Source organism: Rheinheimera sp. B2H12, from assembly GCF_059620065.1.
Map to the genome: position 1 here is coordinate 1,613,011 of NZ_CM184363.1, position 24,396 is coordinate 1,637,406.

The 24,396-nt window shown below is 51.2% G+C and carries 10 protein-coding genes; 9 read left to right on the forward strand and 1 reads right to left on the reverse strand.

Features of this window, described 5'->3' with window-relative positions; genetic code table 11:
• Positions 1-67 precede the first annotated feature (67 nt).
• From AC53GJ_RS07215 to AC53GJ_RS07255, 9 genes are all read left to right on the forward strand, one after another.
• Positions 68-14,980 carry an autotransporter-associated beta strand repeat-containing protein gene (locus AC53GJ_RS07215; RefSeq protein ID WP_496731900.1) on the forward strand — a complete coding sequence of 4,971 codons (14,913 nt, stop codon included), beginning with the start codon at positions 68-70 and terminating at the stop codon, positions 14,978-14,980.
• 3 nt (positions 14,981-14,983) lie between these two features.
• On the forward strand, positions 14,984-16,321 hold the full coding sequence (locus AC53GJ_RS07220) for an efflux RND transporter periplasmic adaptor subunit (RefSeq protein ID WP_496731901.1): 1,338 nt from the start codon (positions 14,984-14,986) through the stop codon (positions 16,319-16,321).
• A complete protein-coding gene (locus tag AC53GJ_RS07225) occupies positions 16,322-18,439 on the forward strand; it encodes a site-2 protease family protein (protein WP_496731902.1) in 2,118 nt (705 codons plus the stop codon). It begins immediately after the preceding gene.
• Positions 18,440-19,270 (forward strand): hypothetical protein, encoded by an 831-nt coding sequence (locus AC53GJ_RS07230; protein ID WP_496731903.1) that lies wholly within the window; start codon positions 18,440-18,442, stop codon positions 19,268-19,270.
• A 271-nt stretch (positions 19,271-19,541) separates the two neighbouring features.
• Positions 19,542-20,084, forward strand: a complete 543-nt coding sequence (locus AC53GJ_RS07235) for a hypothetical protein (protein WP_496731904.1) — start codon at positions 19,542-19,544, stop codon at positions 20,082-20,084.
• A 60-nt stretch (positions 20,085-20,144) separates the two neighbouring features.
• On the forward strand, positions 20,145-20,603 hold the full coding sequence (locus AC53GJ_RS07240) for an acetyltransferase (protein WP_496731905.1): 459 nt from the start codon (positions 20,145-20,147) through the stop codon (positions 20,601-20,603).
• Between the two features lie 33 nt (positions 20,604-20,636).
• Complete coding sequence (locus tag AC53GJ_RS07245; protein WP_496731906.1) at positions 20,637-20,921, forward strand: hypothetical protein; 285 nt, start codon at positions 20,637-20,639, stop codon at positions 20,919-20,921.
• Positions 20,922-21,029: 108 nt separating this feature from the next.
• Positions 21,030-21,440, forward strand: coding sequence for an SRPBCC family protein (locus tag AC53GJ_RS07250; protein WP_496731907.1), 411 nt, complete (start codon positions 21,030-21,032; stop codon positions 21,438-21,440).
• 57 nt (positions 21,441-21,497) lie between these two features.
• Complete coding sequence (locus AC53GJ_RS07255) at positions 21,498-22,349, forward strand: alpha/beta hydrolase (protein ID WP_496731908.1); 852 nt, start codon at positions 21,498-21,500, stop codon at positions 22,347-22,349.
• A gap of 148 nt (positions 22,350-22,497) precedes the next feature.
• Here AC53GJ_RS07255 and AC53GJ_RS07260 read toward each other — a convergent pair whose 3' ends face one another.
• The gene (locus AC53GJ_RS07260; protein ID WP_496731909.1) at positions 22,498-24,396 is read right to left on the reverse strand and encodes an NAD(P)-binding domain-containing protein; all 1,899 of its coding nucleotides are present in this window, start codon (positions 24,394-24,396) and stop codon (positions 22,498-22,500) included.

A 24,396-nucleotide genomic window follows, 5' to 3' on the forward strand; every position in this document is an offset into this window, starting at 1 on the left:
AGATTGAACAAGCTTTATCTGCCAACCGAAGGTTGGTGATGAAAAAAATCCCCTTGAGGTGGTTATTATGAAAAAGCATTACTCCAACAAAAAACTTGCGCGTAAACCTTTGATCACGGCTTTGGAGCCGCGTTTGTTGTTGGATGGTGCTGCGGTGGCCACCGCGCTGGAGGCATTGAGCGATGCTCAGTTGCAGCAGGATGCTGCGCAAAATTCAGTCTTAGCGCAGCATAGCCATGGTTTTAATGGGATTGCGCCGACAGAAGCCCGGGCAATGGATCCGGCCAGAAATGGCGATAAAAAAGCAGTGGTTTTTATCGACACTCAGGTAGCTGATTACCAGACCTTACTCAACGGCATGAAAGAGGGTGTTGAGGTTGTATTGCTGGATGGCAGCAAAGACGGGCTGGCGCAAATGGCTGCCTGGGCCGGTGACAAATCAGGTTATGACGCCATCCATATCATCAGCCATGGCGCAGAAGGGCAAATTCAGCTGGGTGCTTTGACGCTGAATAGTCTCACTGCAGCTTCCCGTAGCGCTGACTTAGCGGCAGTGGGCGCCAGCTTGGCCGCCGGTGGTGATCTGTTAGTTTATGGCTGTTCAGTGGCAAGTGGGGAAGGACAAGATTTTATTACCAGCCTGGCGCAGCTGACGCAAGCGGATGTGGCGGCATCAGAGGATGTGACCGGTGCGGCAGCCAAAGGTGGTGATTGGGTACTGGAACAACACACTGGTGCTATTGAAGCTTCACATCTGAGTGCTGGCTTTGCAGGTACCTATCAGCATACTTTAGCAACTATTTCCTTTATTGCTGCCGATGCGGATTATTCTGCCACTGCTGTGACAAAAACAGTGCTGGATAATACTTCGACGAGCAGAACTGTTACCTTTAGTGATGACGGTGGCGATAATTTCCTTGCCTTTGACGGCGGCGGCTTGTATGCACTGAGCGAATCTAGTAACAACAATGGCATTGAATTAAAGGTCACAATGGAGCCTGGTTATTCATTTGATTTAACAGGTGTTTCATTGTTGGGCGGCTCGACCACGGTCATGGTGTCATTTACCAGTGCTGATGGTTCAACGGGCGGCCCCATCGCCTTTGACTCTGCCTTACCGCTGAATGATGTGAAACAAGTGGTATTCACCTCCAGCGATTATGCCGTGTTTAATGATTTTGTTATTAACGATGTGAAAGCTATTTCCGCCAACTCAGCTCCAATAATCAACAATTTAAATGGTGATAATAAGGCCTGGCCGGGCGGGACTTTCACTTTCCTTGATAATTTTAGTGGCTTGACCGGCATCGCAACCGTGACTGATGCTGAAAATGACAGCAGCAATTGGAATGGCGGGACATTGACGCTACAACGCACTGCGACGGGTGCAACGTCAAACAATGCTTGGGGTGCGGATATTTTTGCTTTTAACAGCATCTATTTTTCAGCCACAGCAATTGACGCCACCAGCGGTACTTTAAAGTTTTATACCCAAGCTGCCGGCCAGAGTTTTGCAACTTACACCAATACCAATGGTGTGCTCAGCATCAGCTTTAACAGTAATGCCACTTCAGAAATGGTGGGCTGGATTTTCAGTGGCATAAGCTATCAAAATGTGACGCCTGCCGGTGACGTGAGTTTTGGTTTTACCTTAACCGATGGTGCTGGCGGTAGCACCACGGCCACGACGACTGTAACCAGTGATACCATTTATGTAACCAACGCCAACGATACTGCCGTGATTGACGCTTCGGATGGGATCAGCTTCAGTGAAGCCGTCGCTATCGCTGCGGCTGATGCGACCGGTTCGCAGGCTATTTCGTTTAGTTCGGCGCTCGCCGGACAGACCATCACTTTGGCTGGCGACCTTGTGATCAATGAATCTTTAACTATTGATGCCTATGAAGCTACAGGCGTTAGTCTGACAGGTCATAGCATCACTATTAATGCCAACAACCAACTGGCATTTAGTAACAGCAGCGATGACAGCCTAACAATCAACAGTACCCTGGCAGGTTCGGGCAGTCTGGCCACATTTGGTGACGGAACCTTAGCGATTTCGGGGAACAATACCAGCTTTACTGGTGATGTCAGCATTAACTCAGGGACTATCAGTACCGCCAATATCGCCAGCTTAGGTAGTGGTGGCTCTCTTACGCTCAATGGCGGGACACTTTCTTATACCGGTGCCAGCGCGACATTGGCTCATGCGATTACCGTGACCAACAATGATGGTGTGTTAACACATAACGGCAACCTGACGATTACCGGGCAGTTATCTGGTGATGGCATGCTCGCCAAGTCTGGCAGCGGAAGGTTAACGTTAAGCAACACCGGTAATGAAGCGACCATGAATGGTGTTATAAAAGTTACCGCAGGTAGCCTTAGTATCAGTGACGATGACCAGTTGGGTAGCGGTGACTTGATACTCAGTGGTGGTGCAACACTGGCCACCGCGGCCAGTATTCTGACAATCGACAATGGCATCACGATTGAATCCGGTGGCGCAACCTTTAATCAGTCTGTCAATGGACATCTGACGCTTTCCGGCTCAGTCGCTGGTGATGCGCTATTGACTAAAACCGGTGCTGGTAGCCTGACCCTATCTGCGAACAATGAAGACTTTGCAGGTGGTGTACAAATCAATAATGGTACGCTTAATGCCACATCGACAGGGGAAAGCTTAGGTTATGCTACTGTGACCTTAGCAGGTGGCACGCTTGCGCTCTCTGGTGCGACAGTCATCAACAATAATATCGTTGTCGACGAATCTGCAGACGCAACCATTTCAAACAGCACGGACGTCACTTTGTCTGGGCAAATCTCGGGTTTGGGCGCGCTAACAAAAGCCGGTGCTGGTACTATGACCTGGTCAGGTGCTAATACTCATAGTGGTGACCTGATCGTTGCCGCGGGCACGTTGGCGCTGTCTGGCGGCAGCTCTATCGGCGATAGCAGTGCTGTGACAATCAGCAGTGGCGCAACGCTTAGCCTGGCAGGAGGCGGCGAGACTATAGGCTCGCTGTCCGGTGAAGGTAATGTGGCGCTTGGCAGCTACAACCTGACACTAGGCGGCGACGGCAGCAGCACTGTATTCTCTGGTGTTATTTCTGGCACTAACAGCGGTATCACTAAATTAGGTAGTGGTACATTCACTCTGTCCGGCATCAACACGTACACCGGCACCACCACGGTTTCGGCCGGTACGCTTGAGGTCACTGGCAGCAGCGCTATTGCCAATAGCGGTGCTGTGACTGTGGGCAGTGGCGCCACCCTGACGCTGAATGCGGACGAAACCATAGGCGCGTTGAGCGGTGCGGGTAACGTCACATTGGGCGGCAGCACGCTGACCCTGGGTTCGGCCGCTGACGGTACCTTTTCCGGCATCATTTCTGGGGCTGGCGGGCTGAGCAAGGCTGGCAGCGGCACTCAAACGTTGAGCGGCAATAACAGCTATACCGGCGCCACTGCGGTTACCGCTGGTACCTTGGCTGTTGGGCATGCTAATGCACTGGGCACCACCGCCGGGGCAACAGCAGTCAGCAGCGGTGCCACACTGCAAATCGCCGATGGCATCACTCTGGCTGAAAATTTGAGTTTGTTGGGCCTTGGCGTGTCCAGTAGCGGTGCTTTGCTGGGTAATGGCACCAGTACTGTTAGCGGCGCCGTGACTCTGGACGGCAATACGCGCATTTCAGTCGCTTCTGCAGGGTCGATGACTCTCAGTGGCGGTATCGGCGGCAATTTCACTCTGACTAAGGCGAACACTGGCACGCTCTCCCTGACGGGGGATAACAGCGCTTGGGGTGGTACTATTTCGGTATCTGCCGGTACACTGGTCGCCGGCCACAACAATGCCCTTGGCAACACCACTGGTACAACCAGCGTTTCCAGCGGCGGTGCACTGGCCTTGGCCAATGGTGTAACCATTGCTGAAAATATAACTATTTCAGGTCTCGGGATTTCTAATAGCGGGGCTTTACGACTCGATAGTGGCAGTGCCACTTTGAATGGAACTGTCACCATGAGTGGCAATAGCCGGATAGGAGCTGCCACTGGCTCCAGTCTTACGCTCAGTGGAGCGATCGGCGGTAGCTTTAGTTTGGCTAAGACCGGGGTCGGTACTTTAATTCTGGATGGTGCTAGTACCTATACCGGTGCAACCACTTTATCAGACGGTACTTTAGAGGTGAATGGCTCCTTGGGTTCGACCTCAGCATTGGCTACAGTCTTTGGCACTACACTGAGCGGTACTGGCAGTATTTTTGCCCATGGTTCAGGTAATACACTTAACCTCGTCAGTGCTGCTACTCTGGCACCAGGTGTAGCAGGCAGCAATAATGGCGTTGGTGCTTTGACCATCAATGGTAATTTAATAATGCGTGCTGGTTCGATTTTAGCTGTTGATATAGCAGGTACTACTGCAGGCACAGGTTATGATCAGGTAGTGGTTAATGGCACTGTGTCTATCTTGAGTGCTACCATAGCTCCAACGCTCAGCTACACGCCCGGTAATGGTGACGCCTATGTCATTATTAACAATGACGGCACCGACAGTATTTTTAACTCCTTCGGCAGTCTAAATGAAGGCGGAACCATCAATTCTGCCGGTACAGTGCTGGCGCTGACCGGCAGTTATATTGGCGGCAGCGACAATAACGATTTCACGCTGACAGCACCCAGTAACAATGCGCCGATTATCAGCGACCTGGATGGCGATAGTGTCGCCTGGGCCGGCGTCGGCAACTATGTCACCTTAGACGCAGGCACCGCCCTGTCGGTCGCTGACACTGAATTTGGATCCTTGAATGCCGGTAACGGTAATTGGAATGGGGCCACGCTGACCATCAGTCGGGTCACCAGCAGTGGCGTTGCCGACGGTACGACCAAGGATCTATTCAGCTTCCTTGACAACGCCATGTTCTCGGTGGATCAGGGCAGCAGCCCCTATACCAACTATCCGGTCCAGTCGATCGAGGAGGCCCAAGCCAAGGGACAGAACGCCACCGGCGCCTTGAGCGATAAGGCATTGGTCGCGGCGGGGCAGGATAGCTGGTTCGCCCGCTGGTCTTACACCTATGCGACCGGCACGCTGGTGGTCGAGTTCGGCACAACCTCAGGCGACGGCGATATCAATGTCACGCCGACGACTGCGCAGGTGGCAGCGGTGCTGCAGAGCATAGGCTACCGCAACGACACGCCCTATGGCGATACCACTATCCGTTTCTCCCTGTCTGATGGCACAACAGCAGCAACGGCCGATGTTACCGTTACCAGTGACACCATCTACGCCGATGCTACCTCTGACAGCGACAGCGAAGGCGATGCCTCAGACGGATTCAGTCTGCGTGAAGCGCTGGCCCGTGGCGTCAGCCAGGGTGGGTTTGACACCATCAAGGTGGTACTTGCCAACAACAGCACTTATACCCTGGCAAGTGACGCCACGGCGGGAGTGGGTGACACGCTGGATCTGAGCGGTGCCGACGGTGTGACCATCACCGGGAACACTTTGAATCTGGCCGGCGCTTTGACCGTCACAGCGGATGCGTCAAAGACAGCGACCCTCTCCAGTGCCCTTGCCGGGTCGGGTCACCTGATGAAAGAAGGTGCCGGCACGCTGACGCTGTCGGGTACTAACACTCATAGTGGTGCGGTAACTGTATCTGGTGGCACCTTAGCCGTATCGGGCGGCAGTGCAGTCGGTGATAGCAGTGCGGTCACTGTGGCTGGCGGCGCCACTCTGGCTCTAAATAGCAATGAGACCCTTGGATCTCTGGCCGGTGCAGGCAGCGTGACGCTGGGGAACAATACCCTGACGACAGGCAGTGATAACACCAGCACAACCTTCTCGGGCGCTGCCAGCGGTACCGGCGCGCTGACTAAAATCGGCAACGGCACCCTGACTTTGTCTGGGGCTAACAGTTATACCGGCGCCACTGCAGTTTCGGCTGGCTCACTGGCTTTATCGGGTGGCAGTTCCATTAGTGATAGTAGTGCTGTGACAGTAAGCAGTGGTGCAACGCTCAGCCTGACCCTAGGCGGCGAAACCATAGGTTCGCTCGCTGGAGCCGGTGCGGTTTCGCTCAGCTATAACCTGAGCGTGGGTGATTCAACCGATACTATTTTTTCCGGTGTGATTTCCTCAACCAATACCAGCGGTATCACCAAGGTAGGTTCAGGCACACTAAGCCTGACCGGTGCCAATACCTATACAGGCAGCACCACAGTATCAGCTGGTAGATTGGTGCTGGAAAATGGTGCTGCGATTGCAGATAGCAGTGCTGTCACTGTGAACGCCGGAGCTGAATTAGAGCTGCGCTCTGGTGAAACTCTGGGTAGTCTGGCCGGTGCGGGCAGTCTGACGCTTAATGGCGGCAGCCTGACGACAGGCGGCAATAATGACAGTACCACCTTCTCCGGTGTGATCCAAGATGGCGGCAATGGGGGTGGATTGACCAAGATTGGCACAGGTACTCTGACTCTGACAGGTAGCAATACCTACACAGGTGATACCGCCGTATTTAGTGGTGGTTTGTCCATTAATGGTGATTCGAATCTTGGTTCTGGAGCACTTACGTTAAATTCAGGTACCTTATCTGTGACTGGAGATGGCGCCAATATTGATAACGCCATTTCCTTACTATCTAACGGAGGCGTTTTAAATGTCGGTACTGGTATCACTGCCACCTTGTCAGGCATTGTTTCAGGTACCGGAGCCTTCACGAAAGCAGGTGCCGGTGTAGTGGCGCTGGCTGGGAACAATACGTATTCCGGGGCTACGAACATTACTGAGGGGACGTTGCAAACGAATACAGCAGGTATCAATGCGACGTCAGGCTTGACGTTAAATGGCGGTACCTTATCAACCTACAGTAATCTTGGCATTACCAAGTCGTTGGCTATTAGTCTGGGTAGCAACGGTGGAACATTAGATCTTAGCAATGGCTCAATGAGCTTATCGGGCATTATTTCTGGCTCAGGTAATTTGGTGATCAGCAGTACCAATGCAGGTAACGCTGTTACTTTGTCCGGGACTAACACCTATACCGGCGGTACCACCTTAAGTAATGGCATAGTGCAATTTAATAATGACGCAGCTGTTGGCAGCGGCACCTTGACAATTGAAGGCGGCAAGGTGCGTGCTAGTGCCGCCCGCACAGTCAGTAATGATCTGGTATTAGGCGGCACCATGACCATGTCAGGGTCCAATGCTATGACATTTACAGGTAACGTTAACCTGGGGGGGGCGGACCGCACTATCGATAATTCTATCAGTAGTGATTTGACCTTCAGCGGTATTATTAGTAACGGCAGCATGACCATTGGTGGCGGCGCAGCTACAGGTGCTGTGGTACTCTCGGGCAATAATACCCATACCAATACGACTATCATTGGCAGCAACTCTAGCGGCAATATCAATACTCTATCAGTGGCCAGTGATGCCAGTCTGGGCTCAGGTTCCATCACTCTGAATGGCGCTGGAGCTGTTCTTAAAGTGACAGGTGCGACCACTATAGATAACGCCTTAAGTATTGGCAGCAGCGGCGGCAAAATAGAGAACAGTGCCGCAGCTACTCTGTCCGGTGTTGTGTCTGGTTCCGGAGCTTTTACCAAAGCAGGCGCCGGTACTTTGACCTTGTCAGGCACTAATACCCATACAGGAGCAGTCACGGTATCGGCTGGTACACTGGCCCTGACAGATGGCAGTTCCATTGGTGATAGCAGCGCTGTGACTGTGGATAGTGGTGCAACGCTGAGTTTGACCGGTGGCGGCGAGACTATAGGTTCGCTCAGCGGAGCCGGAGCCGTTTCGTTAAGCTATACCCTGACAGTGGGCGATTCGACCAGTACTATCTTTTCCGGAGTGATTTCCTCAACCAATACCAGCGGTATCACCAAAGTAGGTTCAGGCACCCTGACTCTGAGCGGAGCCAATACCTACACAGGTTCCACAACCATTTCCGCTGGTGGTCTGACACTGAACAAAAGCGGTGGAGCTTTGTCTGATACAACTGCTGTCGTGGTAGCATCGGGCGCGACGCTGACCGTTTCGATTAATGATACAATCGGCTCGCTTGCCGGAGCCGGTACTGTGGCTCTGGGGTCGTCACTGCTGACCTTTGGTAGCAACAACACCAGCACCACCTTTAGTGGCAGCATTACCGGAGCTAGCGGCGGCTCTATCAAAAAGTTGGGCTCAGGTACTCTGACACTGTCGGGGACCAACAGTTATGTAGGCGGCACTGACTTAACGGGTGGCACTCTTGTTGTTAGTTCAGTTGGTGCTCTGGGCTCAGGTGGTATTTCGTTTTCTGCCGGTACCACGCTGGATCTGGCGGCCTCAGGAACCTTTGCCAACTATATCGATCTTGCTGCTGATGCCACAATTCATGTTGGTTCAGGTGTCAGCGCTACATTAAGCAACACAATCGATGGCAATGGCAACCTGACCAAATCTGGTTCGGGCACGCTGAGCTTGTCAGGTAGTCAGTCAGCGACCGGGACTATGCTGGTTTCAGCAGGGACTGTGTCTGTTGCAGGTGATGAGAATCTGCTGGCGGGTAGCCTGACATTGAATGGCGGAACTCTGTCAATCAGCGGTGCCAGCACCATAGACAACAGCATTATTCTGGGCAGCAATGGCGGTTTTGTAACCAACAGCGATCTGGTTACCTTGTCCGGGGTTATTTCTGGTACTGGCGACTTCAGCAAAGCTGGTGCTGGCACGCTAACACTGTCCGGCACTCAGACTGCGACCGGTGCTATGCTGGTCTCGGCCGGAACACTGGCGGTTGCTGGTGACGGCAATTTGCTGGCAGGAAGCCTGACGCTGAATGGCGGTTCTTTGTCCATCACAGGCACCACGACTATCGACAATGCTGTTCATCTGGGCAGCATCGGTGCTGCTATCAGCACTAGTGCAGTTGCGACTTTGTCCGGCATCATCTCAGGTGCTGGTGATCTGCGCAAAGAAGGTTCGGGTACGCTGACGTTATCAGGTACACAAACCGGCACAGGCGGTGTGACTATTAACAGTGGCGCCCTGGCGGTAGCGGGGGATGCGAACTTGCTGGCAGGCAGCCTGACTCTCAATGGCGGTACGCTGTCTGTCACTACAGCTGGTACTATAGACAATGCCATCAACTTAGGGAGTGCCGGGGGAACGGTTAGTCACACTGCTGCTGTCACCCTGTCTGGTATTATTTCCGGTGCAGGCGACTTGAGTAAATCAGGCAACGGCACTCTGACGTTGACAGGCATGCAAACTGGTACTGGTGGACTTACCGTGTCGGCTGGCACTCTGTCGGTAGCGAATGATGCTAACCTGCTGGCGGGTAGCCTGACGTTGAATGGCGGCACGCTCTCTGTCACCGGTTCTGGTGTAACGATAGACAATGCCGTTGTTCTGGGCAGCAACAACGGCACTATTACCAATGCCAGTGCGATGACTTTGTCTGGTGTTATTTCTGGTTCAGGTAATTTCAGTAAGAGTGGTGCGGGCGCGCTGACCTTGTCGGGGACTAATACCTATACCGGTACTTCGACTTTTGCTGGTGGTACTGTGAATATCAGTTCTGACAGCAACCTGGGTAGTGGTGATGTAATTCTTGGCACGAATGGCAATTTTACCATCACTGGCACTACGACCATTGACAACAATATTATCCTTAATGCCGCACCAGCTGTGATTAGCGTGTCGACCGGTGCGACAGCCACGATAAGCGGCGTGATTAGTGAGACTGGCGGTAACCGTGGATTAAATAAAGGTGGCTCAGGTACCCTAATACTGGGTGCCAATGCCACTTATACCGGAGGAACAGCATTAAATGGTGGTGTGTTCCAATTAGCGGCTACAACCACCATGGCTACTTCAGGTATTACGCTCAATAACAGCTCGCCGACACTGAAACTGACGGGTGAAGGTACCTTTGCGACAGCTATTATTATCCGCGGCAATGGTACTAACAGCATTAGCGTAGATGATGCGGTAACGTTGTCGGGGTTGGTGTCATTGAGTAATGACCAGACTGCTAACCGCACTTTGACCAAGACAGGAAGTGGGACGCTGACGCTGTCCAATACGGGTAATTCGGCTGCAGGAGCGGTCACAGCAGGTGCCAATACTTATCAGTCCTTGTTGACGATTGCAGCAGGTACTGTTGCGGTGGCAACTGATGCCAATTTAGTGGCAGGTACTGTGACTTTAAGCGGCGGTTCTTTGGCTGTGACAGGCGCCACGACTATTGATAATGCGATTGTTATTTCGTCGGCCGGTACCATCAGTAGCAGTGATGCAGCGACCTTGTCAGGCGTGATCAGCGGTAGTAGCACTCTGACCAAAGCGGGCGCAGGTGTGCTGACCTTCAGTGGCAACAATACCCACACTGGTGCTATCAATATCGCTGATGGGGTGCTTGCAGTGACAAGTGGCAATGCGATTGGTGACAACAGCGCTGTGACTGTGGCTTCTGGCGCTAAGTTGCACCTTTATCTAGCCGACGAGACGATAGGCTCACTTAGCGGCGCTGGCATTGCGACCTTGAACGGCGGTACCCTGACAGTCGGTGGCAACAACACTTCAACTACCTTTTCAGGTGCTATCGAGGATCAGGAAAGTGGTTCATTGGTTAAAGCAGGTGCTGGCACATTTACTTTGTCGGGAACCAGCACTTATACCGGTGCTACCGCTGTAAACGCAGGAACCCTGAATATATTAGGTGCTTTGTCTGCTACATCAGGTATTTCGGTGCTTTCAGGTGCGACTTTAACTGGCACAGGATCTGTATTTACGCCAGGGGCAAACAGCACTTTAACGGTAAATCAAGGTGCTTTGCTGGCTCCAGCTGGTTCGGGTACCGGTGTGTTAACTGTCAATGGCAATCTGACACTGAACGGTATTTTGAAGGCCGATATCACAGGTCCTACAGCCGGAAGTCAATACGATCAAGTCTTGGTCACAGGCGCTGTAGCGCTGGGAACCAATAGTGCCTTTGATATTAACTATGCAGGTTCGGGCACGGATAATTCTTATGTGTTGATTGATAATGATGCCAGTGATGCAGTTACAGGCACCCTGAATGGTGTGGCGGATTATGGCCTTTTACCTGCTCATAGTGCTGATTTCCAAATCAGATACCAAGGTGGCACTGGCAATGATGTCACCCTTACCCTGAATTCAGCGCCAGTGCTGACTTCGGGCACCACAGGTAACGTGGCTGAAAATGCGGCAACCAACACAGTGATTTACGCTGCCACAGCCACGGATGCAAACAATAATACCCTGACGTACAGCCTGACCGGTCAAGATGCTAACTTGTTAACCATCGATGCGCTGACAGGTGAGGTGCGGCTGAAAAGCCCGGCAGATTATGAAACTAAAGCCAGCTATAGCTTTACGCTAGTTGTCACCGACAGTGGCAACCTGACTGCACGTCAGGCTGTGACCGTGAGTGTGACGAATGTTAACGAAGCGCCAGTGCTGACTTCAGGCACCACAGCTAACCTGGATGAAAATGCTGCAACCAGCATTGTGATTTACACTGCGACAGCGACAGATGTAGACAATAATACGCTGACTTACAGCCTGAGCGGTACAGATGCCGACTTGTTAACTATAGATGCAGTGACTGGTGAAGTGCGGCTGAAAAACGCGGCTGATTACGAAAGCAAAACCAGTTACAGCTTTATCGTCACGGCCAGCGACAGTGGCAATCTGAGCAGCAGCCAGGCGGTGACGGTCAATGTCAATGATCTGAACGATAACACTGCCGTCATTACGTCAGGCGCCACCGGCAGCGTCAATGAAAATGCTGCCACTTCGACAGTGATTTACACTGTGGTCGCCTCTGACGCCGATGGCAGCAGTGCTTATAACACCCTGACGTATAGCTTGTCGGGGGCTGATGCTGATTTACTGATGATTAATGCGGTCAGCGGCGAAGTGCGATTAAAAGCTACAGCTGATTATGAAGCCAAAACCAGTTACAGCTTTATCGTCACGGCCAGCGACAGCGGCAATCTGAGCAGCAGCCAGGCGGTGACGGTCAGTGTCATTGATCTGAATGATAACACCGCGGTCATTACGTCAGGCGCCACCGGCAGCGTCAATGAAAATGCTGCCACTTCGACAGTGATTTACACTGTGGTCGCCTCTGACGCCGATGGCAGCAGTGCTTATAACACCCTGACGTATAGCTTGTCGGGGGCTGATGCTGATTTACTGATGATTGATGCGGTCAGCGGCGAAGTGCGATTGAAAGCTGCAACTGATTATGAAGCCAAAACCAGTTACAGCTTTATCGTCACCGCCAGCGACAGCGGCAATCTGAGCAGCAGCCAGGCGGTGACGGTCAGTGTCAATGATCTGAACGATAACACCGCGGTCATTACGTCAGGCGCCACCGGCAGCGTTAATGAAAATGCTGCCACCTCAACTGTGATTTACACTGTGATTGCCAGCGATGCGGATGGCACCAGCGCGCATAACACCCTGACGTATAGCTTGTCGGGGACTGATGCAGAGTTGCTTACCATTGATGCAGTTACGGGCGAAGTCAGGTTAAAAGCAGCCGCCGATTACGAAAGCAAAACCAGTTACAGCTTTATCGTCACGGCCAGCGACAGTGGCAATCTGAGCAGCAGCCAGGCGGTGACGGTCAATGTCAATGATCTGAACGATAACACTGCCGTCATTACGTCAGGCGCCACCGGCAGCGTTAATGAAAATGCTGCCACCTCAACTGTGATTTACACTGTGATTGCCAGCGATGCGGATGGCACCAGCGCGCATAACACCCTGACGTATAGCTTGTCGGGGACTGATGCAGAGTTGCTTACCATTGATGCAGTTACGGGCGAAGTCAGGTTAAAAGCAGCCGCCGATTACGAAAGCAAAACCAGTTACAGCTTTATCGTCACGGCCAGCGACAGTGGCAATCTGAGCAGCAGCCAGGCGGTGACGGTCAATGTCAATGATCTGAACGATAACACTGCCGTCATTACGTCAGGCGCCACCGGCAGCGTCAATGAAAATGCTGCCACTTCGACAGTGATTTACACTGTGGTCGCCTCTGACGCCGATGGCAGCAGTGCTTATAACACCCTGACGTATAGCTTGTCGGGGGCTGATGCTGATTTACTGATGATTGATGCGGTCAGCGGCGAAGTGCGATTAAAAGCTGCAGCTGATTATGAAGCCAAAACCAGTTACAGCTTTATCGTCACGGCCAGCGACAGTGGCAATCTGAGCAGCAGCCAGGCGGTGACGGTCAGTGTCAATGATCTGAACGATAACACCGCGGTCATTACGTCAGGCGCCACCGGCAGCGTTAATGAAAATGCTGCCACCTCAACTGTGATTTACACTGTGATTGCCAGCGATGCGGATGGCACCAGCGCGCATAACACCCTGACGTATAGCTTGTCGGGGACTGATGCAGAGTTGCTTACCATTGATGCAGTTACGGGCGAAGTCAGGTTAAAAGCAGCCGCCGATTACGAAAGCAAAACCAGTTACAGCTTTATCGTCACGGCCAGCGACAGCGGTAATCTGAGCAGCAGCCAGGCGGTGACAGTCAATGTGCTGGATCTGAATGATAATGCGCCAAGCCTGAGCGCAGGCGCATCCTCTGCAACTCTGGTCGAAGCCGGCGGGGTGAACAACACGACTGTTGGTACTGCTACTGCAACTATCACACTAACCGCCGCCGATATCGATACGGTTGGCAGCGTGCTTTATGACCGCACCTTCCTGCTGGAAAATGGCTGGAGTACTGCCGATGCTGGCGCGACTTACAGCAAAGCTGGCACTTATGGTACTGCGAGCTTCACTGTGGAAAGTGGCGTGTTGAGTTATCGTCTGAACAATAGCGACAGCGTGACTCAGGCGCTGATCGCTGATCAGGCCGTTAATGAGAGTTTTGTGATCCAGGTTACAGACGGTAATGCGAGTGCGCAAACCACAGCAGTATTTAATCTGCTGGGCAGTAATGACGCGCCAACTGTGGTCGGCTCAGTCGCACCAATGGCTGGTATTTTAGGGCAAGTGTTTAATCCGGTTAGTCTGCCGGAGACCTTGTTTACCGATGTGGATGCGACAGAAAGCCGCCAATTACAATGGAGCGTAGAAAATCTACCGGCAGGCTTAGTGTTTGATGCCGGGACCCGTACCATTGCCGGGACTTTGGGTGGTAATGTGACTGGTGCTGTGACTTTGCAACTGGTCGCCACAGATCCGAATGGCGCTCAGGTCCGGACAGCTGTGGTGATGAATATTGAACCTGCACCTGTTATCAACCTGGTGGTAGCGCCGCCTGTGTCTGTGGTTGCACCTGTCAGTCAGGTGATCACCAGCAGTGCTTTGGAGGTGCCAACCCTGACCTTCTCCTCGCTGCCAGAGGGGACGTTGAGTACCTCATCCGGGGCCTCCGGCTTTGCCGCGGCGCCTGGCCAAGCCAGTCCGATTCAGGGCCTGAATGATGCTCCGCCGGCAGTATCCAATGCGGTGGTGGTGAATGTAGCTGCTGATGGTCAGGTTCAAATTAGCCAGGCTGGCGCAGATCTCGCCAACAGCGGTAGTCTGACAGTGGCCAATATGCAGATCCAAACCGGTCAGCTATCTATTCAGTTAGCCGATTCGGTAGGCGCTGCCAGCTATAGCGCTACTTTAGCGGATGGCTCGCAGTTACCAGACTGGGTGTCCGTCAACCCGGTGACAGGTGAAGTGACCATGACACCGCCGCCGGGACAAGGCAAAATTACCCTTCGGATCAACGCTGTGGATGCCAATGGTACTGTGCGGGTGCTTGAGGTTGAGGTTGATTTGGAAAATCTGCCGGCCGCAGGTGCCGTTGAGCCAGCACCAGTGAACGCGCCAGTTGATACAGTGGCCGCCTTTATGCCATTGGCACAACAATTGAACATCGCCGCAGCCCAAACCGACGATTATGGGATCGATCTGATGAAATTATTGGCATCTTAACGCATGTCTGACCAAGCAATTGCACAATTACTACAGCTAGAGCAGCAAGTGCGGCGTTGTGAAACCCTGACAGAACTGAGTTTTGTGATGGTGAATGCAACGCGCAGCTTGCTGTCGTACCAACAGGCGGCCTTTTTACGGGGCAACGAGCTGCAGCGGCTGACGCTGGCTGCTTTGAGTGATCTATCGTTGATTGATCGGACGACGCCTTTTTGCGCCTGGCTGGAACAGGTGGCGCAACATTTGGCTGGTTCGGCCTTGGCAGCTAAGACCCACGTCATCAACACCGCGACCTGGCCGGATGAACTCAAGCATGATCTGGCAGAGTTTTCGCCGCCTCATATGCTGTGGTTGCCGCTGATGATCCCTGCCAAACCCAATCAGCGGGTGGGTGTGCTGTTATTAGCGAAATCTGAATCCTGGAGCGACAAAGACATCGGATTGTTGCAGCATCTGGCGGCCAGTTATGCCCATGCGATGCAGCTTTTTATCACTGAATCCGGTTGGCGTTATTGGTCAAAACGACTGTTGACCAAGCGGCGTCGCATTGCTTTGGCAGTGGCACTGGCGGTTGTGAGTTTTTTACCGGTTCGGTTAACAGTGTTAGCGCCTGGTGAGATCATCCCGAAACAACCGCTACTGATTACCTCGGCCATTGCCGGCGCCGTCAGCGAAGTTTTGGTCAAACCCGGTGACGAGGTCCGTCAGGGCCAACCCGTGGTGCTGCTGGATAAAACCGAGTTTAACGGACATTATGAAGTGGCCGAGCGGGAATTAGAGCGGGCCAGGGCGGCTCTGCGCACTGCCGAGCAAGCAGGTTATGTCGATAGCAGGAAAAAAGCTGAGCTGGCAGAGCTGGAATCGCAGGTGGAGATTAAAACCATAGAGCGGGATTATCTGCAAACCAAGTTAGCACAGACCGAAATCAAGGCGCAGCAGGCCGGTGTGGCGGTGCTGGATGATCCTGAGCAATGGCAAGGACGTCCGGTGGTGATCGGAGAACGCATCTTGTTGATTGCCGATCCGGCCAAGATCCAGCTGGAAGTTAACTTGCCGGTGAAAGATGCCATTTCATTAAGTCGGGGCAACGAAGTGACTTTTTATCTGGATACCGATCCGCTTAATCCACTGGCTTTTGTGGTCGATTATTCATCCTTTGAACCAAGCTTAACCCCGGAGCAGATTGTCGCTTACCGGATCGTGGCTGATAGCCGTCAGGATAGTACGCCGCCACGGATAGGATTACGGGGCACCGCCAAGTTGTATGGCGAACGGGTTCCGCTGGTTTATTATTTATTGCGCAGACCTATCACTTTTGTGCGACAAAATTTAGGTTTTTAAATGTTATCTCAAGCAGTTGCGCCGGTTGCTTTACCCAGGCTGCGGCAGAATTTACGTCTGTTGGCCGCTTCCCCGGATGAAGATGGCGAACCACGCTGGCAAATTTTTGATCCGCTGGCGAATAAGTTTTTTTTCTTAACCAGCAGTGCCTTTTACTTATTCAAGGAGTGGGGGCAAGCTGACAACGAGCAGCAGTTGCTGGCGTTGGTACAGCGCCGCGATATTGATATCAGCGCAGACGAACTACGGTTTTTTATCCGGTTTTTAGAGCACAATCATCTGCTTGAACGTCAGTCTACGGCTGAACTGGCCGGTTTGCAGCAAGCGGCAGGGCTGCAGAAAAAACATGCACTGAGCTGGCTATTACATAACTATTTGTTTATCAAAATTCCATTAGTCCGGCCCGATTTATTGCTCAGCCGTTGTTTCCCAAAGCTGAAGTTTCTGTTTACGCTACCGCTGCATTGGCTTGCGCTGCTGTCAGGCGCTATCGGTTTAGTGATGGTGTTGCGCCAATGGGAAACCTTTAGCCATACCCTGCAAAACTTCTTCAATTTTTCGGCCATTTTGTATTATGTCGCGGCCTTGGTGCTGGTCAAAACGGCGCATGAACTCGGTCATGCCCTGGTAGCCAAGCGGTACGGCTGCCGGGTCAGTTCGATGGGGGTGGCATTTTTATTACTCACGCCCATTTTGTATACCGATACCACAGATGCCTGGCGCTTGCGCTCAAGGTTTCAGCGGCTGGATATTGTCACTGCCGGCATCCGGGTAGAGATTTATCTGGCTTGTGTGGCAACTTTTTTATGGGGCATTGTGCCGGAAGGAAGTTTTCGGCATGTGCTGTTTTTTGTAGCGACCACCAGTTGGATCTCCTCTTTACTGATTAATATCAGTCCCTTTATGCGCTTTGATGGCTATTACGCCCTGTCAGATTTTTTAGGGATGGAGAATCTGCAACCGCGATCCTTTTTAGTCGGTCGCTGGTTTTTACGGGAATTGTTGTTTGGTTTTGGTTTTGCACCGCCTGAGCCACTGAATCGCAAAAAATGTGCGCTGATGGTGGCTTATGCCTGGAGCACCTGGCTGTACCGTTTTCTGCTGTTTATTGGCATCGCGCTGCTGGTTTATTATTTTGCCTTTAAGCTATTAGGCATAGTCCTGTTTTTAGTCGAGATTATTTGGTTTGTGCTGATGCCGATTGGTGCAGAAATAGCGGTGTGGTGGAAGTTAAGGAAACAAATGAGATTAAATAGCTCCAGCCGGCTCAGTCTGTCGTTGTGCCTGATTGTGCTGCTAGGTTTAGTCATTCCCTGGCAAAACGAGATCAGTGCGCCGGCAGTGGTGACTTTTGCCCGGCATCAAAACTTCTATCCGAGCGAAGCAGGTCAGGTGGTGGCCTGGGATATTCCGCAGGATAAAAAAGTTGCGTCAGGCCAGTTGCTGATTTTGTTGCAATCACCTGAAGTTGAGCAGCAAATCCGGTTAAGTCAGCTCAGGTTCGAGGCATTGCAAACGCAGTGGCAACGGGCCAGTTCGGGCGCGATGTCGCGTGAGAGCCAATTAACGCTACAAAGCCAGATGTCACGCGAGAATGCCCGCTTGTCGTCATTACTGGAGCGTCGGGAGAAACTGCTGTTCCGCGCGCCTTATGCAGGTTATATCGGGCAATGGGCGACGCTGCAAAAAGGCGACTATGTGAATGAAAAGAAGTCATTAGCAACACTCTATGACGTACAAAGTGGCATGGTGAAAGCTTATGTCAGTTCCAGTGTGCTGAATCAGTTAAAAATAGGCAGTTCAGCGCAGTTTATTGGCAATGATGGTGTGGTATTAACAAGCGCTTTAGTGGTCGAAAAAGTGATCCCGACGGCAATCAAACATTTACCATATGCCGGTTTAGCCGCTGACTATGGCGGACCTATTGCAGCGAAAAAAATGGCGGACCTGCTGATCCCTGATGCCGCGACCTACGAAGTGCATTTAAGTTTGCAACAACCCCATCTGCTGACCAGTCAGCACTATGGCCAGGTGAGTTTAGCGGTAGAGGCAAGTAGCTTATTGCTGGATGGCATCCGTTATATTTATGCAATTTTGCTAAGAGAATCAGGTTTTTAGATGAATGTGCCAGAGATAAGCTGGGATAATGAGCAGGTTAACGCCGTCGTGGCGGCTTTAGCCAAATTAAGGTTGACGGCAGATTTAACCTTGCTGCCGCAGTACCCCTATATCGGCAGCAAAATCTATCCGCTTGGACGCTGTCGCGAGATCCGTGATACCGTTTTTGAGCTGCTGGCACAACAATTGCCAACCTCGACTGAGCCTGGCCTGGTGTTGATCCGTCAGCGGCTGGCACAAGGTCAGGTGTTGCGAAAAATATGGGGGGCGTTGCGGGGTGTCTATTTTCAAAACGCGATGACGCTCGGGGATTGGTATCTGGATGTCTCCAATGATACCGTGAACCCGAATAAGCCGCGGATTGAGGTGCTGCCGCTCGCACAATCCGGTTTTGCCGAAATCACCAGCTTTGTGCAGTTTGTCACAGTTGCGCAAAGTTATTGGGAAGTTTCAGTGTATCGCAATGATATCTGCCCGGCACTGGCGCCTTTTATGCCGTTATGCTTCGTTTCTAAATGTGGAACCAGTTGGCTGGGGGATGCGACAGATGAGATGTTAGCGGTCGCAACCGGCAGCCAGTTTGTTGCCTCAGCACAAATTCTGGCTGGATTAACGCCGCCACCTGTTGCTGTTCTTGCACGCTGGCAGCAGGCACTTCAGGCATTGCCTTATCAAGACTTTTTGCACCTGCAAGGCGATGCGATGCACTATTGCCAACTGTATCGACAACAAGGCTACCATCTGGATAACGCCAGGCGTGATGCTGCTGTGATGGCTTATCTGAAATTACCCAAAGGGCTGTCAATGACGGCATCGCAGCCGAGTCTATAGCTGATGCCGGCGCCTGTCTTGTTGCCAGTTAAAGTCGCTCGCATTTATGACTTGTTATCAATGCGCTTGAATTTTTAATTAAGTTCAGTTTATGCTGCTGAAATGTTTAAAACATTCAGGTCTGGCAGGAGTGTTGTCAGGTTCTGGCTGTGAAATAGCTCTTTCACACAACTCATATTGATTGAACAGGCCAATTATTTTTGCTGTCGGGCTATCAACTTTTAGCACACTGTCTTGTGGCAGTTAGTGCGTACTGAGAATGTTTCACAGGATGAGGATATTTAAAATATCATTTACGCTGGTATTGACCCTGGTACTGATGCTGGTTGGTGCGATTTTTATTTTTCAGCAAAAATTAATTTCTGTGCTGATCCTGCCTCCATACATTGAGTGGGCAACGGAGACTGAAGCAAAAGGGGTTGCTAAAGGCGTTGCCTTAGATGAAAAACAATTGTTGATAGCCCGCGAAATCGGCTTGCGCCAGCCGGAAAAAGTCAGGTTGGTTTATGTCGATGCAGTGCCATTTCCGTATGACAATTTATTGCTAAAGACAGTGGGCGAAGCAGTCGGCTTTATCGGTGATGGCATCATTAATAATGCCCAGGTATTCGGCTATGCCATTTATGTCAGAAAAGATTACCCACTGACGACAGCAAAGCTGGCACATGAGCTGGTGCATGTGTTGCAAATTGAACGCTCCACCTTAGCTCAGGTGATCAGCCAGCATTTTACTGACATGCTGACTTATGGCTATGCCGATTCGCCGCTGGAAATTGAAGCATTCAAAGCAAATGAAAGATTTCGTGACCGTTAAATTGACAGGTGGATTGCCTCTGGTGAGCGGAGTGCAGGATAAACCGATATAAGCGAATGAATGATGCAAATTGTACAGGTAAAAAAAGCGCAGTACCAAAGATTGCTTGAGATCTGGGAAGCCTCAGTCAGAGCCAGCCATGATTTTTTAGCCGAAGAGGATTTACAGCAATTAAAACCGTTGATACTAGAGCAGTATTTTGACGCGGTGGAGTTAAAGTGCGCGGTCAGTCCGAGCGGTGACATCCTTGGGTTTTGTGGCGTGCTGCAAGGCAATATTGAAATGTTGTTTATTGAGCCGGCGGCGCGGGGTCAGGGCATTGGCGCTATGTTGGTGGCTGATGCTATCAAACAACAAGGTGCCAGCCTGGTGGATGTGAATGAGCAAAATAGCCAGGCGCTGGGCTTTTATCAACATCTTGGCTTTGTCGTGACCGGCCGCTCGGCACTGGATGGTCAGGGCAAACCTTATCCCTTATTACATCTGGCGCTGCCGCAAGCTGGCATGCAGTTGCGATGATCACCTGGTTATTTCCAAAGGATGAGCGAATTGATGCCGATGTTCACCCTGAGTATCTACCAACTGTTGCCGCTGCTGGTGATTGTGCTGTTGCTGATGTTACAACAGCGCGCAATCAAAAAGGGCCAGCTCGTCAAGCTGCAGTACAGCAAAGCAAAATGGTTATTCTGGGCGCTGCTGACCTCAATGCTGCTCGCCATTAATAGTATCACTTTTAATAACCTGTTCTTATTGCTGCCGGCCATCGCGCTCGGTATCTATCTGTATTATTTTAAGCAGTATTATGCCCTTCAGCCGACAGAGCCAAACCAGGGTTGATGGCTGCGCTCTCATTGCAATTGTGGTCGAATCTGAGTGCTTTGTTTCGACTAGTCAGAGTTGGCAACTGAGCATTGGGCTCAAAGCAGAACTTTTTAAGGATAAACGATGGACATTGTGATTGAAACTCTGGTCAAAGCGCCGCTGGCAAAGGTCTGGCAAGCCTGGACCACGCCGGCTGACATTATGCAATGGAATTTTGCCAGCGCTGACTGGTGTTGCCCGCGGGCAGAACTGGATTTGCAGGTGGGGGGGCGTTTCAATTATCGGATGGAAGCCAGAGATGGCTCCTTTGGCTTCGATTTTCAGGGCGAGTTTAGCCACATCATTCCTTATCAATGCATTCAATACAAATTGGCCGACGAGCGCCAAGTCACAGTGCAATTTAGCGAAAGCGAACAGGGGGTGCACCTTTGCGAAACTTTTGCTGCTGAAGATGAACATTCAGCGCAGCAACAGCAGCAAGGCTGGTTGAGTATTTTACAAAACTTTGCCAGACATGTTGAGTGCAGTGCTTAAAGTTGCCGCCAAAGGTGCGCCAGAACGAGTTATTGACCAGATGTGAAGGATGAACTCATGAAAAAATGTTGGTGGTTACTGCTGTTGACGTTACTGGCAGGGCCGTTACAAGCAGGGTCTGAACTGAGTTTTGGCGTTAAGCAGCAGTTGGCTTCAAAAGTATTACAGGAGAAGCGGTCCTATTATGTTTATTTACCACCATCTTATTCGCAAAACAACGCAGCATATCCGCTGATTATTCTGTTAGATGGCGACGTGCACCGCTGGAAAGCTTTTGCCGGTATGCTGGAAGGTTTAAGCACGGATACGCTGGAGCGTCAGGTCAAAGAGGCAATTGTAGTGGCAGTGCCCAGCAGTGAAAATGCTATCCGGGAACGTGATCTGACACCAACGTCATTAGCGCGCTGGACCTTTAACGGCAAACTTTTGGAACAATTTGCCGGCCCGACCGGCAACGCAGCGGCTTACCTGACATTTTTTAAAACTGAGCTGATCCCACAGTTGCAGCGTCAATACCGCATTGCGGCCGAGCGGATGATTGTCGGTGAATCTTTTGGTGGTTTATTCAGCGCCGCCGCCTTGCTGAATGATCCGACCGTGTTTAGTCATTATCTCATCATCGATCCCACCGCCGTCTGGGATGATAACTATCTAAACCGACAGCTTGCCACGGTGAATTTTGCTGAAAAACAACTGGCCGCTCAGGTGTATATCGGTTTTGCCAACAATGCGGCCATCGGTGATATCGGGGTGACGAATTTAGCCTGGGGGCAGCAGTTCGCTACGGCTCTGGCGGCGAATAAGTCGGTGGCTTTTAACATCAAACAACAATATTTCGCGGATGAATCACATGGCACCGTTGCATTGCAAAGTTGGTATCACGGCCTGAAACATCTGTTGCACAACTGAGCCTTCGTGCCGGATCAGCATCGTACTCACTGTACTCAGTTCAGTCTGGCTGAGGTTGGTTGCAAGCACGGCTCTGAACCGCTGAAGCGTGCTTGCATGTCGGGCTCTGCTTACCTCATGCATGAGACAAGTTGAATGCTGGTTAAAATCAGCCTTCAGGCATATTTGCCAGTAAGCTTTCGGTTTGCTGCAAGTAAGTGTCCAGCTGTGCAATGGTTTGATTGGGATGCAGCAACTCCAGCGGAATGTCGTACTCAGTGTGCAGAAAATACTTAAACCCTTCCAGCTCAAACTGGCTGGCAAAGACAGCACCGAGTCGGGTGTCATGTTGCAGACTGAACTCCTGCCCAGATGGCCATTGCATGCTGATTATTTCATTGATGTTATTATACTTTTTGTAATGATTACAGTTATGTTCTGCTAAGCCTGTCAGTTGGATCAAACGACGGAGTAATGGGGCGACCAGTGCTAAGGCTGAAGTCAGGCTATAAAAAAAGACTTTATGCCAGCCAGGCACCCGCATCAGGCCAACCTGGCGTATGACAGTTTTAGCATGTGCTGGCATTTTGCCAGGCCCACGCAATCTGAACTGTGCCGCAACTAAACTGCCATGGTAAAAATTGAAAATTAACCGGAAGTCTGGCAGCACATCATACCATTTCGGCACTACACCCAGCTTTTGTGCCAGATAATGCGTAAAACGGTAATAACGAACATTTTCTGAGCGATTGGGTTCAAGGCAAAATTGCTGATGGCATTCATGCTGGTAAGCATTGATTTTCAATGCCAGCTCGGCACTGCTTTCCAGTGAAACTTTGCCTGCCAGCAGTCTGGCAAAATATCTTGCCTGCAGTTCAGCGATGGTTGGTACCCCGCCAACATCCGGCCTGGCAAAACCAATCCAGACCAGACTATCGCGCAGGTCTGGATGGATCATATGCAGATAGTTAGAACGAATATTCATTGCAACCTCCTGCGCCGCCGGATGAGCGATAAAATCAAATTGTGTTTTATATCCGGTCGCCATAATCACATCGGTACAGCGAATGAATTGCCCATCTTTCAGCACAATGCCTTCAGGTTCAAATCGTTGCACAGAAAACAAATGGAGCTGAGTTTTACCGCTGTCTACATCTTGCATCCAGATATCATTCTTGTTGCTGAATTCACCATGCAGTCCGTACTTCACCAGGAACTTCCACATCCAAAAAGCACTCAGTGGTCTTTTCTGTTTGCTTTCATGTAATTTCAGCCCTTTATTCATGATGCGTTTTTTCAGCGTTGCTTCAAAATTAGAATGATTAATTAAAAATGAATAGTGGGCTGCCCGGGTGGTGCGCGAGTCGCCGGTATCACCAAGAATAATCCGAGCAATAATACTTTTGGGGCGATTCACGACTAAATGTGTCTGTGCCGCCACCTGCGCAATTTGATGGACAATATCTGAACCAGACTCACCGAGTCCCAGGCACACCACCTGTTTATCTTTAAACGAACTGGCTTCTTTAAAATCGAAACTATGATGGATGTTGCCACGAAATTGTCTGATATTGGGAATATCCGGATAATCCGGGTTTCTGAACTTTCCGCTACATACTGCGACCGCATCAAACCATTCCTGTTTGATCTCGCCACCACACTTAGTTTGTATCAGCCATTGCTGCTGGCCTGCCGGTGTAATACTCAACACTTCAGTGTTGAACTGAATAAATTTTCTCAGCCGGAAATGATGGGTAAAGTCTGTCAGATATTCCAGATACTCGCTGGCGGTCCAATATTTGCGGACTTGTTCCCGAGCGGCAAAAGATGAGAATGCCATAAAGTAATTGGAAACGGTCAGATGAATATCATTGTATATTCCACCTTCATCCGCTTTGTTATAAAAAGCGCCGCCAATATTATCATTCTGCTCAAAGCAAACGACAGTATGGCTTTCATCGATTAATTCTTTGATTGACACTAGTCCGGACAAACCCGCGCCAATGACGGCGACCCGTTTCATTGGGTGACTGGGAGCGGACATGCTACGCACAGCAGAGTATTCCAT

Excerpts from the sequence above, each read along its gene's own strand:
- AC53GJ_RS07255 (WP_496731908.1), top strand. The coding sequence starts at position 21,498 with ATGAAAAAATGTTGGTGGTTACTGCTGTTGACGTTACTGGCAGGGCCG.
- AC53GJ_RS07225 (WP_496731902.1), top strand. The coding sequence starts at position 16,322 with ATGTTATCTCAAGCAGTTGCGCCGGTTGCTTTACCCAGGCTGCGGCAG.
- AC53GJ_RS07260 (WP_496731909.1), bottom strand. The coding sequence starts at position 24,396 with ATGGAATACTCTGCTGTGCGTAGCATGTCCGCTCCCAGTCACCCAATG.
- AC53GJ_RS07230 (WP_496731903.1), top strand. The coding sequence starts at position 18,440 with ATGAATGTGCCAGAGATAAGCTGGGATAATGAGCAGGTTAACGCCGTC.
- AC53GJ_RS07215 (WP_496731900.1), top strand. The coding sequence starts at position 68 with ATGAAAAAGCATTACTCCAACAAAAAACTTGCGCGTAAACCTTTGATC.
- AC53GJ_RS07220 (WP_496731901.1), top strand. The coding sequence starts at position 14,984 with ATGTCTGACCAAGCAATTGCACAATTACTACAGCTAGAGCAGCAAGTG.
- AC53GJ_RS07245 (WP_496731906.1), top strand. The coding sequence starts at position 20,637 with ATGCCGATGTTCACCCTGAGTATCTACCAACTGTTGCCGCTGCTGGTG.
- AC53GJ_RS07235 (WP_496731904.1), top strand. The coding sequence starts at position 19,542 with ATGAGGATATTTAAAATATCATTTACGCTGGTATTGACCCTGGTACTG.
- AC53GJ_RS07240 (WP_496731905.1), top strand. The coding sequence starts at position 20,145 with ATGATGCAAATTGTACAGGTAAAAAAAGCGCAGTACCAAAGATTGCTT.
- AC53GJ_RS07250 (WP_496731907.1), top strand. The coding sequence starts at position 21,030 with ATGGACATTGTGATTGAAACTCTGGTCAAAGCGCCGCTGGCAAAGGTC.